15 protein-coding genes are annotated in these 14904 nt (G+C 63.6%); 4 read left to right on the top strand and 11 right to left on the bottom strand.

What is annotated here, in order from left to right; all coding sequences use genetic code 11:
• The first annotated feature begins 24 nt into the window (after nucleotides 1-24).
• The 3 genes from PPL01S_RS05130 to PPL01S_RS05140 all read left to right on the top strand — a co-directional run bounded on the left by PPL01S_RS05130 (nucleotide 25) and on the right by PPL01S_RS05140 (nucleotide 2188).
• Nucleotides 25-1173 carry an NAD(P)/FAD-dependent oxidoreductase gene (locus PPL01S_RS05130; protein WP_016394013.1) on the top strand — a complete coding sequence of 383 codons (1149 nt, stop codon included), beginning with the start codon at nucleotides 25-27 and terminating at the stop codon, nucleotides 1171-1173.
• A gap of 188 nt (nucleotides 1174-1361) precedes the next feature.
• Entirely contained in the window at nucleotides 1362-1661 is a 300-nt protein-coding gene (locus PPL01S_RS05135; RefSeq protein WP_016394014.1) for an HU family DNA-binding protein, read from the top strand.
• Nucleotides 1662-1810: 149 nt separating this feature from the next.
• Entirely contained in the window at nucleotides 1811-2188 is a 378-nt protein-coding gene (locus tag PPL01S_RS05140) for a hypothetical protein (protein ID WP_016394015.1), read from the top strand.
• A gap of 51 nt (nucleotides 2189-2239) precedes the next feature.
• Here PPL01S_RS05140 and PPL01S_RS05145 read toward each other — a convergent pair whose 3' ends face one another.
• The 6 genes from PPL01S_RS05145 to exbB form a co-directional block, all read right to left on the bottom strand.
• Nucleotides 2240-3643, bottom strand: coding sequence for an aminoacyl-tRNA deacylase and HDOD domain-containing protein (locus PPL01S_RS05145; protein WP_016394016.1), 1404 nt, complete (start codon nucleotides 3641-3643; stop codon nucleotides 2240-2242).
• A gap of 78 nt (nucleotides 3644-3721) precedes the next feature.
• Entirely contained in the window at nucleotides 3722-5800 is a 2079-nt protein-coding gene (gene recG, locus PPL01S_RS05150; protein ID WP_016394017.1) for an ATP-dependent DNA helicase RecG, read from the bottom strand.
• Nucleotides 5801-5803: 3 nt separating this feature from the next.
• Nucleotides 5804-6730: a hydrogen peroxide-inducible genes activator gene (locus tag PPL01S_RS05155; protein WP_016394018.1), complete on the bottom strand. Its 927-nt coding sequence runs from the start codon at nucleotides 6728-6730 to the stop codon at nucleotides 5804-5806.
• Nucleotides 6731-6824: 94 nt separating this feature from the next.
• Entirely contained in the window at nucleotides 6825-7559 is a 735-nt protein-coding gene (locus tag PPL01S_RS05160; protein WP_028625866.1) for an energy transducer TonB, read from the bottom strand.
• Entirely contained in the window at nucleotides 7556-7984 is a 429-nt protein-coding gene (exbD, locus tag PPL01S_RS05165; protein ID WP_016394020.1) for a TonB system transport protein ExbD, read from the bottom strand. Before exbD ends, PPL01S_RS05160 begins: the two co-directional genes overlap by 4 nt.
• A 3-nt stretch (nucleotides 7985-7987) precedes the next feature.
• Nucleotides 7988-8959 carry a tonB-system energizer ExbB gene (gene exbB, locus PPL01S_RS05170; RefSeq protein WP_016394021.1) on the bottom strand — a complete coding sequence of 324 codons (972 nt, stop codon included), beginning with the start codon at nucleotides 8957-8959 and terminating at the stop codon, nucleotides 7988-7990.
• Nucleotides 8960-9151: 192 nt separating this feature from the next.
• Here exbB and PPL01S_RS05175 point away from each other — a divergent pair, with 192 nt between their 5' ends.
• Nucleotides 9152-10009, top strand: coding sequence for an SDR family oxidoreductase (locus tag PPL01S_RS05175; RefSeq protein ID WP_016394022.1), 858 nt, complete (start codon nucleotides 9152-9154; stop codon nucleotides 10007-10009).
• 63 nt (nucleotides 10010-10072) lie between these two features.
• On the opposite strand, the gene PPL01S_RS05180 is transcribed toward PPL01S_RS05175, so the two are convergent.
• From PPL01S_RS05180 to PPL01S_RS05200, 5 genes are all read right to left on the bottom strand, one after another.
• Nucleotides 10073-10798: a hypothetical protein gene (locus PPL01S_RS05180; RefSeq protein ID WP_016394023.1), complete on the bottom strand. Its 726-nt coding sequence runs from the start codon at nucleotides 10796-10798 to the stop codon at nucleotides 10073-10075.
• Nucleotides 10799-10853: 55 nt separating this feature from the next.
• Nucleotides 10854-11234, bottom strand: a complete 381-nt coding sequence (locus tag PPL01S_RS05185) for a RidA family protein (RefSeq protein WP_003253379.1) — start codon at nucleotides 11232-11234, stop codon at nucleotides 10854-10856.
• A 23-nt stretch (nucleotides 11235-11257) separates the two neighbouring features.
• Entirely contained in the window at nucleotides 11258-13366 is a 2109-nt protein-coding gene (gene spoT / locus PPL01S_RS05190) for a bifunctional GTP diphosphokinase/guanosine-3',5'-bis pyrophosphate 3'-pyrophosphohydrolase (protein WP_016394024.1), read from the bottom strand.
• Between the two features lie 59 nt (nucleotides 13367-13425).
• On the bottom strand, nucleotides 13426-13689 hold the full coding sequence (gene rpoZ, locus PPL01S_RS05195; protein ID WP_016394025.1) for a DNA-directed RNA polymerase subunit omega: 264 nt from the start codon (nucleotides 13687-13689) through the stop codon (nucleotides 13426-13428).
• Nucleotides 13690-13927: 238 nt separating this feature from the next.
• The gene (locus PPL01S_RS05200) at nucleotides 13928-14800 is read right to left on the bottom strand and encodes a LysR family transcriptional regulator (protein ID WP_016394026.1); all 873 of its coding nucleotides are present in this window, start codon (nucleotides 14798-14800) and stop codon (nucleotides 13928-13930) included.
• Between the last annotated feature and the right edge of the window lie 104 nt (nucleotides 14801-14904).

Raw genomic sequence — 14904 nt, forward strand, 5'->3', positions numbered from 1 at the left:
TTGCAAGCGAGAGGAAAGCACGACATGACGTCCCCTGTGGTAATCATCGGTACTGGCCTGGCGGGCTACAACCTGGCCCGTGAATTTCGCAAGCTCGATGGTGAGACGCCGTTGCTGCTGATCACTGCCGATGATGGCCGCTCCTACTCCAAGCCGATGCTCTCCACCGGCTTCGCCAAGCACAAGGACGCCGATGGCCTGTGCATGGCCGAGCCTGGCGCCATGGCCGAGCAGCTCAAGGCCGAGATTCGCACCCACACCCGCATCAGCGGCATCGACCCGGGCCACAAGCGCCTGTGGATCGGTGAAGAGGCCGTCGAGTATCGCGACCTGGTGCTGGCCTGGGGCGCGCAGACCGTGCAGGTGCCGGTCGAGGGTGATGGCGCTGACCGGGTATTCCCGATCAATGACCTGGAGGACTACGCGCGTTTCCGTGCCGCTGCCGCGGGCAAGCAACGCGTGCTGATCCTCGGCGCCGGCCTGATCGGCTGCGAGTTCGCCAATGACATGAGCCTGGGCGGTTTCCAGGTCGACGTGGTGGCGCCTTGCGAACAGGTCATGCCGACCCTGCTGCACCCTGCCGCAGCCGCTGCGGTGCAAGCGGGGCTGCAGGGGCTTGGCGTGCGCTTCCACCTCGGGCCGGTGCTGACCCGACTGCAACAGGTGGCTGACGGTCTTGAAGCGCACCTGTCCGATGGCAATGTGATCGCCTGTGATCTGGTGGTATCGGCGGTTGGCCTGCGTCCACGCACGGATCTGGCCGCCGCTGCCGGGTTGCAGACCAACCGAGGCGTGGTCGTTGACCGCCAACTGCGCACGTCTCACGACAATATCCATGCGCTGGGCGATTGTGCCGAAGTCGAGGGTATCAACCTGCTGTATGTGATGCCGCTGATGGCCTGCGCCCGTGCCCTGGCCCGGACCCTGACCGGCAATCCGACGCCGGTCAGCTACGGGCCGATGCCGATCACCGTGAAGACGCCGGCTTGTCCTCTGGTGGTTTCTCCTGCACCTCAGGGCCGAGAAGGCAGCTGGCAGGTCGAAGGGCAGGGGAGTGACCTGAAAGTGCTCTGCCACGCCGCTGACGGCCAGCTGCTGGGGTATGCCCTGACGGGCAATGCAGTGATGGAAAAACTGGCTCTGAATAAGCTGTTACCCGCCCTTATGGCGTAAATGGCTGTCGTTCTGTCGGATTTGTCCTGTTGTTGGTCGCACAATGGCCGCGCTGATACTGGCGCGACCACTGAGGGCGTGCCATTCTCACTTCCGTCTGCCGCAGATTAGAGCCTGCGGTGCCTTGAACGCTGCTTCAATGGCAGCACGGCAATAACAACAAGAAATTCCGTCAAAGAGGCTTCACTATGCGCAAACCAGAACTCGCCGCCGTCATCGCCGAAAAGGCCGATCTGACCAAGGAAAAGGCCAACCAGGTGCTGAACGCGATTCTCGACAGCATCACTGGTGCCCTGGACAAGGACACCGTCACGCTGGTCGGTTTCGGTACCTTTGAAAAACGCCATCGTGGTGCCCGCACCGGGAAAAACCCGCAGACTGGCCAGCCAGTGAAGATCAAGGCCAGCAATACCGTCGCCTTCAAGCCAGGCAAGAACCTGCGCGACAGCGTCAATGCGCCTGCCAAGCCGGCCAAGAAAGGCAAGTGATCGATTCCTGACATCCCCAGTGTCAGCACAACGGGCGCCCTTTGGCGCCCGTTGTGCGTTTTGCAGGCATCGTGTGGCGAACTTGCATAAATAGTTCAAGAAAAGGATAAACTGCGCGCTTCAAGTCATATTTCATTCGAGGCGCGTTGATGAAGTTTCGCTTTCTTCTCTGGGCCATGGGGCTGTTGATGGCCAGGGCCAGTCGTTCCAACCCGGCATTCCAGCAGCAACTCAAGGACAAGGACCTGGTGTTCCAGATGCAGACGCTGGACGGCAAGGTTGCCCGGCACTTCATCGTCAGTGGCGAGCGCATCAGCAGCAAAGGCGGCATGCACCCACAGCCGGCCTTTGCCATCGCCTTCAAGGACGCGGCCTATGGCTTTGCCACGCTGCAGGCGGGCAACAAGCAGCTGGCGTTCATGCAGGGGATTCAGGAGAAGAACATCCAGATCAAGGGCAATCCGGCTTTGGTGATGTGGTTCCAGGGGTTGATGAAGTACCTGAAGCCCAAGAAGAAGAAAGGCTGAAATCGTTGGGGCTGCTGCGCAGCCCATCGCCGGCAAGCGGCCCCAGATAGGTCAATGCGGTGCGTTGAACTGCGAAGCCAGCTCGCGCAACAAGGTCTCGGCCTCGAGCACCTTGTTCACCACATCCTCTGCCTTCTCCCGGGTGATCCCGAGACGTTCCAGCAATTCATCCGGAATCGCCTCCTGCGGCCCCGAGCCAATCCCCCGCGCGCGCAACAAACGGGTCGCCAGGCACACCAGGTTCGGATACGCGGCGTACTCACCGTCATACGCCGGGTCGTGCTGAAAACGCAGCGCGGTGGACAGTTCCTCGGGCATGTCCCACAGCTTCATCAGCCAGGCGCCGATCTGTTCGCGGCTGATACCCAGCAAGTGCTGCTCCACGAAGGTGTGGCACAGGTGCGGGTTGACCTCCAGATGCCGGCAGATCAGCGAGAAATGCGGCGGGAAGACATGTGCCAGTAGCAGGTAACCAAAGTTGTGCAGCAACCCTGCCAGGTAGGTCAGGCCAGCCTCCGGGCGTTCGGCGCGCGGCATGGCGCGGGTCAGGCCCTCGATGATTGCCGCGGTGTAGATCGACTGTTGCCAATAGGGCGTTGCCTGCTGCGGATGGTCCTTGGGCAGGCTCAGGGTCTTGCCCAGTGCCAGGCCCAGTGCCAGGTTGATCACCAGGTCGAAGCCCAACACGCGAACGATGGCGTCTTCCACCGAGCGAATCTTGCCGGGCGAGGCATAGTAGGGCGATGCTGCCCAGCTGACCACCTGGGCGGCCAGCGCCGGGTCGGTTTCGACCACGCCGGTGATGTCATCGATGGTGGCATTGGGGTCGACGCGCAGCTTGATGATCTTCTGCGCGGTGTCGGCCAGCGGCGGGATCTCGATGGTTTCTTCAAGACGTTTCTGGATACGGCGCGCGGTGAACGCCTGGACGGCCTGGGTAATCTCCCTGGAGTCATCGTCCGGACGGTCGAGGTTGGGGCGAATATCCCTGACCGGTTGGCCGAAGCTGCCGGCGCTGGCCTTGGCCAGCATGCGCTTGAAGTCATCACGCTTGATTTCCAGCAACAGGTCCGCTTCGCCGGACTGGATCAACAAGTGTTCGGCTTCGAGCAGCTTGCCTTCGTAAAGGCACGGCGAACTGGTCAGTGCCGGGATGGCCGGCAGGGCTTTGAGCTGGTGCTTGTCGAGCATCTGCTTGAGGCGTGCGACGGGCACGGCCTTGAGCTTGCGACCGGTCAATTCTTCCAGGCGACCGAGGTCAAGCAGCTTGCTCTGCGGAAACAGCACCATCAAGGCGCCGATCTCGTCGTCGAGCAGGATCGCCTGCACGCGCGAGGCGGCGGCCAGCTGCGGATGATCCGGCACCTCGCGATAGGCCACACCCACTTTGTCGAGCAATAGCCGGATGACAGACGGTGCGTGCGGGGTTGCGGTGTCCAGGGCAACTTCAGTCATGGTCTGTATCCACAAATTCTTTTGAACGCGAAGTATAACCAGCCTGGTCGCAAAGCTGGATCCATTCTGGGACAGGCATCACACCTGGCCATATTGCTGGCCGTGACGCAGCCAGCGGTCGAGCAGCGGGCTGATATGTTCCGGCCAGCGTGCCAGCAGGGCTTGGGCGGCGTCGCGCACGGCCGGCAGCAGGTCGGCGTCGCGCATCAGGTCGGCGACCTTGAACTGTAGCAAGCCAGTCTGGCGGGTTCCGAGCATCTCGCCAGGGCCGCGCAGCTCCAGGTCCTTTTCGGCGATGATGAAGCCATCGTTGGTTTCGCGCATGATTCCCAGGCGTTCGCGGCCTATCTGCGACAGTGGCGGGTGGTACAGCAGCACACAGTGGCTCACTGCGCTGCCTCGGCCCACTCGACCACGCAGCTGGTGCAACTGAGCCAGGCCCAGGCGTTCGGGGTTTTCGATGATCATCAGGCTGGCGTTGGGGACATCCACGCCCACCTCGATCACCGTGGTGGCCACCAGCAATTGCAGGTTGCCTTGCTTGAACTCGGCCATTACCGCGGCTTTTTCCGCAGGCTTCATGCGCCCGTGGATCAGGCCCACGCGCAGCTCGCCCAAGGCACTGCCAAGCTCTTCGAAGGTACTCTCGGCGGCCTGGCAGGTGAGCTCTTCGGATTCTTCGATCAGGGTGCATACCCAATAGGCCTGGCGACCTTCGGCACAGGCAGCGCGCACCCGCTCGACCACCTCGAAGCGCCGGCTGTCGGCGACCAGCACGGTATTGACCGGCGTGCGACCGGGCGGCAGTTCATCGAGCACCGAGGTGTCGAGGTCGGCGTAGGCACTCATGGCCAGGGTGCGAGGAATGGGCGTGGCGGTCATGATCAGTTGGTGCGGGCACAGCTCGCCTGCCACGCCCTTCTTGCGCAAGGCCAGGCGCTGCTGCACGCCGAAGCGGTGCTGTTCATCGATGATCGCCAGGGCCAGGTGCTTGAACCGGACCTCTTCCTGGAACAGCGCATGGGTGCCCACCACCATCGGTGCACCATTGGCGATCTGCTCCAGAGCGCTGGCGCGGGCCTTGCCCTTGAGCTTGCCGGCCAGCCAGGCGACCTCGATGCCCAGTGGTTCGAGCCAGCGCTTGAAGGTGATGTAGTGCTGTTCGGCGAGAATCTCGGTGGGCGCCATCAGCGCCACCTGGTAGCCGGCTTCAAGCGCCTGCAGCGCGGCAAGCGCGGCGACCACGGTCTTGCCGGCACCGACATCGCCCTGTACCAGGCGCATCATCGGCTCGGCCTGGCTCAGGTCATAGGCAATTTCGTTGGCCACCCGTTGCTGCGCACCGGTCGGTTGAAAACCCAGGTTTGCCAGGTACTGCGCCTGCAGGCGGCTGGCCTTGGGCAGCACGGGCGCGCGCAAACTGCGCAGGCTTTCGCGCAGGCGCTGCTGCGACAACTGGTGGGTCAGCAGTTCTTCGAAGGCCAGCCGATGCTGGGCCCAGTGCTGCCCCTCGGCCAGTTCGTCGAGGTCGGCATCGGCCGGCGGGTTGTGCAGATAACGGATGGCATCGTCCAACGGTGCCAGGTGATAGTCGCGGGCCAGTTCGTCCGGCAGCCAGTCCGGCAGACTGCGCGGGCCGAGCATGCCCAGGCTCTGCTGGCAAAGCAGGCGCAAGCGCTGCTGGGTGAGCCCTTCGGTGGACGGATAGATCGGCGTCAGGGTCTGCTCGACGGGAGGCGCTGGCTCGTCGCCATTGAGCGCGCGGTACTCGGGGTGGTAGATCTCCAGGCCCGAGGCGCCGGGGCGGGCCTCGCCGTAGCAGCGCAGGTGGGTGCCACGCTTGAGGCCCTCCTTCTGCGCATTGCTGAAATGGTAGAAACGCAGGCTCAGCACGCCGCTGCCATCGCCCAGGCGCACCACCAGGCTGCGGCGCTTGCCCATGGTCACATCGGCGCCGCTGACCACCCCTTCGATGACCGCATCTTGCCCAGGGCGAAGCTGGCCGATCGGAACCACGCGGGTACGGTCCTGGTAGCGCAGGGGCAGGTGGAACAGCAGGTCCTGCAGATTCTCCAGGCCGACCTTGGCAAGCTTTTCCGCCATGGCTTCGCCAACGCCCTTGAGCGCGGTGACCGAGACCTTCGACAGCTCACTCATGGATCAGGCCGGTTGTTCCACGGGCGGCTTGGCGACCGAGCAGAGACGGATCGAGTCGGCAAGGATCTCGATGGCCTTCGGCCGCGGGAAGCTGGCGCGCCAGGCAATGGCCACGGTACGGAACGGTGCTGGCGCGGTCAGTGGGCGTACTTCGATCACCCCGGGCGCGTAATGGTGGCTGTGCACCGCAGACAGCGGCAGGATCGACACGCCGAGGCCGGAGGCGACCATGTGGCGGATGGTTTCCAGCGAGCTGGACTCGACCGTGGTGTGCCGGGCACCTTCACCGCCCTTGTTCAGCGTCGGGCAGGCTTCCAGCACCTGGTCGCGGAAGCAGTGGCCCTCGCCGAGCAGCAGCAGGCTCTTGTCGTTGAGCATGGCGGTGTCGATGGTCTTCTTCGCGGTCCACGGGTGGTCGGCGGGCATCAAGGCACAGAAGGGCTCATCGTACAGCGGCAGGGTCAGTACGTCGGCTTCGTTGAACGGCAGGGCAATGATGACCGCGTCCAGTTCACCGTTGCGCAGTTTTTCGCGCAGCACATGGGTGAAGTTCTCTTCGATGTACAGCGGCATCTGCGGCGCCACGCGGTGCAGCTGCGGGATCAGGTGCGGGAACAGGTACGGGCCGACGGTATAGATGGCACCGACCTTGAGCGGGGCCGTCAGTTGGTTCTTGCCGGCCTGGGCCAGTTCGCGGATGCCTTGGGCCTGCTCGAGCACCTTCTGCGCCTGGGCGACGATGCTTTCGCCGACCGGGGTCAGCCGTACTGCGCTCTTGCTGCGCTCGAAGATCAGCACACCAAGCTCGTCCTCAAGCTTTTTCACGCCGACCGACAGGGTCGGTTGGCTGACATGGCAGCGTTCGGCGGCGTGGCCGAAGTGCTGCTCCTGGGCGAGGGTGACGATATAGCGGAGTTCTGTGAGGGTCATAACGTGCGTCCATGAAGTTGCGGGCCCAGCATAGCGGCTGCAATCGATAGACGCACGTTATCAGAGTTGCCGATTTGTGACAGAAACAAAAGTGTCAGCGGCGGTCCAGCGAGTAGACGAACGGAGCCACGACCTCGATCGTGCCATTGTTCAGCAACTCAGGTGGCGGCTTCGGTACCGTGCCTGCCCGACGGATCATCTCCAGGGTCGCCCGGTCCAGCGCCGCGCTGCCGGAGCCTCCGGCCATCGAGTACGACACCACCTTGCCTTCGGCGTCGACCACGAAGCGCAGGCGGTTGATGCCCTGTAGGCCACGACGGCGCGCGTCTTCCGGGTAGCGCTTGTACTTCGCCAGGTGACGCAGCAAATCGCTCTGCCAGGTCGGCAAGGCTTTGCTGTTCGAAGCGATGCTCGGAGCCGGTGCCGCCGACTTCTGCGGTGGCGTGTTGCTTGGCGGCGTGTCCACCACTTCTTCCTTGGCCGGTGGCTCGTCCTTGGGCGGCTCAGGCTTTTTCTCAGGCTTGGGCGGCTGTGGCTTGGGCTTCGGCTTGGGTGGCTTGGCGATGGCGATCTTCGGTTTCGGCGCTTCCACCAGCTTGGGCAGCGGCGGTTCCTCGACCGGTGCCGGTGGCTGTGGGGCGGCCTTCGGTGGCGGCGGCGGTGCAGGCTCGGGCAGCGGCGCCAGCTCGACCATCATGGCTGCCGGGGGCAGCTCGATGGCCTGGGGCACCGACCAGTTGAGCGTCAGCAGCACAGCGACCACGTGCACGCCCAGCACGATCGCCAGGCTGCCACCGTAGCGCGCCACGTTTGAGCGCGGTTTCGTCATTTCTTCGCTGCCGTCTCGAGACCTACCAGACCGACCTTGAGGTAGCCGGCCGCGCGCATGTTGTTCATCACTTCCATCAGGTCACCGTAATCCACCCCCTTGTCGGCCTGGAAGAAGATGGTGGTTTCCTTGTCACCCTTGGTCTTGGCATCGAGCATCGCGCCAAGCTGTTCGGGGGCAGGCACCTGATCGTCGCCGACATACAGCTTCTGGTCGGCCTTGACGCTGACGAACACCGGTTTCTCGGGCCTCGGTGCCGGTTTGGCGGTCGAGGCCGGCAGGTCGACCTTGATGTCGACCGTGGCCAGGGGAGCGGCGACCATGAAGATGATCAGCAGCACCAGCATCACGTCGATGAACGGCGTGACGTTGATTTCGTGGTTTTCGGCGAGGTCGTCGCCACCTTCGTTGAGATGCAGGCCCATGGCTTACCCTACTTTCACCATGTGCGGGGCAGCGCGCTCGCTACCCTGGTGGTCTAGGTCACGGCTGACCAGCAGCAGGACCTGTGCCGATGCGTCGGAAACCTGCGCCTTGTAGCCGGCGATGGAGCGGGCGAAGACGTTGTAGATGACCACGGCCGGGATTGCCGCGACCAGGCCCAGAGCGGTGGCCAGCAAGGCCTCGGCGATGCCTGGAGCAACCACGGCCAGGTTGGTGGTCTGGGTCTTGGCGATGCCGATGAAGCTGTTCATGATGCCCCAGACGGTACCGAACAGACCGACGAACGGTGCGGTGGAACCAATGGTGGCCAGCACGCCGGTGCCGCTGCTCATGTTACGGCCGCTGGCGTGAACCAGGCGCTCCAGGCGGAAGCTGACGCGCTCCTTGATACCTTCCTTTTCGCGGGCGTTGGCCGACAGGCGCATCTCTTCGAGGGCATCGTGGACCAAGGTATGGGCCAGGGTGCCTTCCTTGTTGGAGTGGTCGCTGGCTTCCTTGAGGGTGGCGGACTTCTTCAGCAGGGCGATCTCGCCACGCAGCCGACGCTTGGCGCCCATCAGTTCGAAGCCTTTGGCGATCCAGATGGTCCAGGTGATGATCGAGGCGATGGCCAGGCCGATCATCACGGCCTTCACCACCACGTCGGCGTTCTTGTACATGCCCCAAGGGGACAGGTCGTGGGCCATGCCCAGGGAGGTGTCCTCGACCAGCGCTTCGGTGGCCGGGTCCACCACTACCGGGGCGTCGGCCGCAACGGCAGCCTGGGCGTCGCCGGCAGGTGCCTGGCCTTCGGCGGCCGGGGCTGCCGGAGCGGTGGCGGCAGCGGGTGCGCTGGCGTTGGCAGTTGGCTCATCGGCCATGGCCACCGGGGCCAGCACCAGGCTGAACATCAGCGCGGCGATGGCGCGCCAGGCGCGCGACGGGGTTGGCGAAGCGGAAGGTTGAGTACGTGTCATGCTGGCCGGACCTGATGAAGAAAAAAGTGAGCGTTCTCCAAGGCCTCTCGAGATAGGCCGAGAACAAATAGGGGGCCATTATTGCAAGTAATTCTTGTTAACAAAAGTAATCTTGTTGCTTTTTTCAACCTTGGTATAGCCGCTTATCGCGTAATCCAGATAGTCTGACCCTTTGGGAAAAGGACTATTTCGATGTCAGACCTTTCCGCTGTCATTGTGGGTTGTGGTGATGTTGGGGGGCGTCTGGCCCAGCAACTGCTGGCCTCTGGCTGGCAAGTGAGCGGCCTGCGGCGCTCTGTCGGGCAGCTACCGCCAGGCGTAGCGCCCATCGCTGCCGACCTCTCGGATACGCACATACCCCAGGCCTGGCCGCAACAGTCACCGGATTACCTGGTGTATTGCGTCGCGGCCAGCCAGCACGATGAGGCAGGTTATCAAGCGGCCTACGTCGAAGGTTTGCGCAACGTATTGGCGTGGCTGGCCGCGCGTGGGCAGCGACCGCGGCGTTTGCTGTTCGTCTCCAGCAGCAGTGTGTTCGCGCAAAAGGACGGGGAGTGGATCGACGAGACCGCTGCCACCGAACCGCAGGGCTATTCCGGGCGGGTGATGCTGGAGGCCGAACGGCTGGCGCTCGAGAGTGGCATCCCGGCCAGTGTCGTGCGCTTGACCGGGATCTATGGACCCGGCCGCGAGTGGTTGCTGAGCCAGGTGCGCCAGGGCTATCGGGTGGCTGAAGAGCCGCCGTTGTATGGCAACCGCATTCATGCCGAAGATGCCGCAAGCCTGTTGGCCTTTCTGCTGCAAGCCGACGTTGAGGGAGTGGCGCTGGACGATTGCTATATAGGTGTCGATGACGACCCGGCGCCGCTGGCCGAGGTAGTGGCCTGGTTGCGGGCGTACATGGGGGTTACCGAGTGGTCGGATGAGCAGCGGGTGCGGCGTACCGGCAGCAAGCGCTGCAGCAATGCGCGGGTGCGGGCGTTGGGTTGGGTGCCGGCATATCCGAGTTACAAGGAAGGGTATGCGGCCATTCTGCAGGGTAAGGGCTGAGTCTGCAGGCCTCATCGCCGGCTTGCCGGCGATAGGGCCAGTAAAGTCAGCTCAAGCCTGAAGCTAGTCGCGCTCCAGCACCCACTGCCGCTTACCCGCCGCCAATTGCGGCATCTCATCCGCCTGTGCACGGTTCACCGCTTGGAAAATCTCCAGCTTGTCGCCATCGCGCTTGAAGATGAACGGCGCGCCACGCTGGTTGCGCTCCAGCCACAGGCTGTCGTTGCTGCCGCCCATGCTGGCGCAGTCGCCGGCCAGGCACAGGGCGTAACGGTCCGGGCCTGGCAGGCCGGTCACGCTGCCGTTGTCGGCGAAATGCACCACACCGCCCTTGCCCTGGCCTTCGACAATCTTCCACTCGCCGCCCATGTAGGCCTGGTACAGCGCTTTCTCGAAGCTGCCACCCAGTGGCGCAGCGCCCGCTTGTTTGGCGCGCACGAACGTCTGTTTGGCGCCGGAAGCGTCGGTGGTTTGCAGTTCATCGCCGTCCAGTGCCAGTTGTTCTGTCTGGCCGCCCTCGAAGCTGGCCTGCCATTGCTTGTCATTGGCGCTCAACTGGCCGTCGGCGGCCTCGAAGCCATTGCTGTAGCTGGCCTGCTGGTTGGCCACATCGAGTTTCCACTCGAATACCGGGCCGTGTTCGTTCAGGGCCTGGCGCAGGCTGCCACCCTTGATGGCGGCCTTGATGGCGTCCTGGTTGATCCAGGTGCCGTTGAAATCTTCGGGTTTGTGGCTGGCGCAGCCGCCCAGGAGCAGGGCTGCCAGCGCGAGAGGCAGTGCTTGACGCATGATGGGATAACCTTGAACAGGAAGGTGACGGGCAGGGCGCCCGTCACCAGCGGCATCACTCGATGACCAGGATGGCGTCCATTTCGACCTGCGAGCCTTTCGGCAGCGCGGCAACGCCAATGGCGGCGCGGGCTGGGTAGGGCTGCTCGAAGTAGCGGCCCATCACCTCGTTGACCTTGGCGAAATGGCTGAGGTCGGTGAGGAAGATGTTCAGCTTGACGATGTCCTTGAACGAACCGCCAGCGGCTTCGGCCACGGCCTTGAGGTTCTCGAACACCTGCACGGTCTGGGCTTCGAAGCCTTCGACCAGTTCCATGGTTTTCGGGTCCAGCGGGATCTGGCCCGACATGTACACGGTATTGCCGGCCTTGATCGCCTGCGAGTAAGTGCCGATGGCCGCTGGGGCCTTGTCGCTGTTGATGACGGTCTTGCTCATGATGACTCCTTGCGGTTGGCGGACTACGTACGCATGCGGGTGATGCGGACCACGCCGGTCAGCGTACGCAGTTTCTTGATCACACGAGCCAGGTGCACGCGGTCGTGCACGCTGACCACCAGTTGGACAACGCTGATACGACCGTCGCGTTCATCCATGCTGATCTTCTCGATGTTGCCGTCGGCGGCATTGACGCTGCTGGCCAGCAGGGCGATCAGGCCGCGCTGGTGCTCGAGCTCGACGCGCAGTTCGACGTTGAACTCACCGGTGATGTCCTTGGCCCAGGAGAGTTGCACGCACTTCTCCGGGTTATGGCGGATTTCACTGATGTTGCGGCAGTTCTCCAGGTGCACGACCATGCCCTTGCCGGCCGACAGGTGGCCGACGATCGGGTCGCCCGGGATCGGCGTGCAGCACTTGGCGTAGCTCAGCACCAGGCCTTCGGTGCCGCGGATCGCCAGCGGGCCTTCCGGCGCCGGCAACGGTTCGCCTTCGGCTGACAGCAGGCGACGGGCGACCACATAGGCCATGCGGTTGCCCAGGCCGATGTCTTCGAGCAGGTCTTCGATCAACTCCAGGCGGTATTCGGTCAATATCGACTGGATACGCTCGTGGGGGATCTGTTCCAGGCTGCTGTCGAAGCCGGTCAATACCTTGTTCAGCAGGCGCTCGCCGAGGCTGATCGACTCGGAGCGACGCTGCTGCTTGAGCGCGTGACGGATGTGCGTGCGCGCCTTGCCGGTGACCACGAAGTTGAGCCAGGCCGGATTGGGTCGCGCGCCGGGGGCGCTGACGATTTCCACCGTGGAGCCGCTCTGCAGCGGCTCGGACAACGGCGCCAGGCGCCGGTTGATGCGGCAGGCGATGCAGCTGTTACCGACGTCGGTATGCACCGCGTAGGCGAAGTCGACGGCTGTGGAGCCTTTGGGCAGCTCCATGATCCGCCCTTTCGGGGTGAAGACGTAGACCTCGTCCGGGAACAGGTCGATCTTCACGCTCTCGATGAATTCCAGCGAGTTGCCGGCACGCTGCTGCAGCTCGAGGATGCCCTTGACCCACTGACGGGCGCGGGCATGGCTGCCCTTGGGCTGCTCGTCGTCGTTGGACTTGTACAGCCAGTGCGCGGCGATGCCGTTGTTGGCCATCTCTTCCATTTCGTGGGTGCGAATCTGGATTTCGATGGGTACCCCGTGCATGCCGAACAAGGTGGTGTGCAACGACTGGTAGCCGTTGGCCTTGGGGATCGCGATGTAGTCCTTGAACCGGCCGGGCAGCGGCTTGTACAGGTTGTGCACGGCGCCGAGCACGCGGTAGCAGGTGTCGACCTTGTCGACGATGATGCGGAAGGCGTACACGTCCATGATCTCGTTGAAGGCGCGACGCTTGCCGCGCATCTTCTTGTAGATGCCATAGAGGTGCTTCTGCCGCCCGCTGACCTCGCCCTGGATGCCGTCGGCAGCCAGGCAGTTGGCCAGCGAGTGCTCGATCTTGGCGACGATTTCCTTGCGGTTGCCGCGTGCGCTCTTGACCGCCCGGTGGATCAGCGACGAGCGCATCGGGTGCATGGCCTTGAAACCGAGGTCTTCGAATTCCACGCGCACGGTGTGCATGCCCAGGCGATTGGCGATGGGGGCGTAGATTTCCAGGGTTTCCTTGGCGATGCGCCGGCGCTTTTCGCCCGACAGGACTTCCAGGGTGCGCATGTTGTGCAGGCGGTCGGCCAGCTTGACCAGGATCACGCGGATATCGCGGGCCATGGCCATGGCCATCTTCTGGAAGTTCTCGGCCTGCGCCTCGGCCTTGGTTTCGAAGTTCATCTGGGTCAGCTTGCTGACCCCATCGACCAGTTCGGCCACCGTCTCGCCAAACTGCTGGCTGAGGGCTTCCTTGGCGATGCCGGTGTCTTCGATCACGTCGTGCAGCATGGCCGCCATCAGGCTCTGATGGTCCATGTGCATGTCGGCGAGGATGCTGGCGACGGCCAGCGGATGGGTCACGTAGGGCTCGCCGCTGCGGCGGCGCTGCCCATCGTGCGCCTGTTCGGCGTAGAAGTAGGCCCGGCGAACCAGGTTGACCTGTTCGGGGCCCAGGTAGGTCGACAGCCGTTCGGCTAAGGCTTCTATGCCCGGCATGATTTCACCTCTTGCCGAGGAAGAGGGCCTTGTGCCGCGCAACGTCGACCAGGCATGGATCAGACAGCCTCGTTGGACTCGTCCTCGAACGCGGCGAAGACCGGATCCTCGGTGACGATCTCTTCGGCGGCGATGAACTCGGGGGTGACGATACCTTCGGCGATCTCGCGCAGGGCGACCACGGTCGGTTTGTCGTTTTCCCACGCTACGCGCGGCTCTTTGCCGCCGGTAGCCAGCTGACGGGCGCGCTTGGTCGAGAGCATGACCAGCTCAAAACGGTTATCCACGTGTTCCAGGCAGTCTTCAACAGTTACGCGGGCCATGGTCTTCCTCAGTAGCAAATGCGGTGGGCGTGCAGCCCAAGATGGGCAGGCGGACTCGATAGTTTAAAAAATCACCAGCCAATAGGGAAGCGCTGTTTTACCCGATGGACCTGCGGTGGCTGCATCGCTGGCAAGCCAGCGCCCACAGTTGCCGAGATCACCGCGCTCCCTGTGGGAGCCGGCTTACCGGCGAAAGGGCCGCAGCAGACGCCTCGGCTACATGGGCCTGACGATACCCTCAGAGCATCGCGTCCCGCAACCGTGGCGTCAGCTCTTCGAACAAGGTCTGCACCGAACGCAGCGCCCGGCAATCCGGTCGCGTCAGCAACCACAGCTGGGTATCGCAACCGGGCAGGGGCCCGCTCAACGCGTCGACACCTGGCAGTGCATCCACCATGTAGTCGGGCAGTGCCGCCACGCCCATCCCGGTGCTTACCAACTGGGCGATGGTCGACATGCTGCTGCATTGATAGCGCGGGCTCAGCCCTGGGTACTGGCGGTTGCGCCAGACCACCGTGGGATGGTCCTGCATCGAATCGTCCGGTGCGATCCACGGTACGCTGCTGGCCGATTCGGTCAGGCGTTCGCGCCAGTGGGGCTGGCCGCAGATCACATAGGATGTGGAGCCCAGGCAGCGCCCGACCAGGTGCTCCGGCGGCGTGTTGGTCAGCCGCAGGGCGATGTCGGCATCGCGCCGGCTGAGGTTGGCGAAGGTATTGGAAGTGCCCATCTCCAGCGACAAGGCCGGGTAGTTCGGCATGAAGGCCGCCAGCGCCGGCAGCAGCAGGCTGTGCATCACCGCCTCGGTGCAGGTCAGGCGCACGGTGCCGCTGACCACCTGTTCACCACTGCTCATGGCGATGCGCGCGGCATCCAGCGCCTGCTCCGCACGTTCGGCCTGTTCGGCCAAAGCCTGCGCGGTATCGGTCGGCAGGTAGCCTTTGCGGCTCTTGACGAAGAGCGCGGTGCCCAGCGCCGACTCGAGGCGACGGATCGAACGGAATACGGTGGAAACGTCCACTTTCAGCAGCTCGGCGGCCTTGGCCAACGAGCGCCCGCGCTCCAGGGCCAGGACCAGTGAGAGGTCGGCGTGGGTTATCTGATATTGCATTGATGCACGCTCTGCTTGCTGAATTGCCAATGTCTGTTGCACTGAGGCCATTTTATAGTGGAACCGCCCCTGGGAATCAATGCGCCCGGTCGGGTAACCAATCC

It is taken from the genome of Pseudomonas plecoglossicida NBRC 103162 = DSM 15088, from assembly GCF_000730665.1.
Classification (GTDB): Bacteria; Pseudomonadota; Gammaproteobacteria; order Pseudomonadales; family Pseudomonadaceae; genus Aquipseudomonas; species Aquipseudomonas plecoglossicida.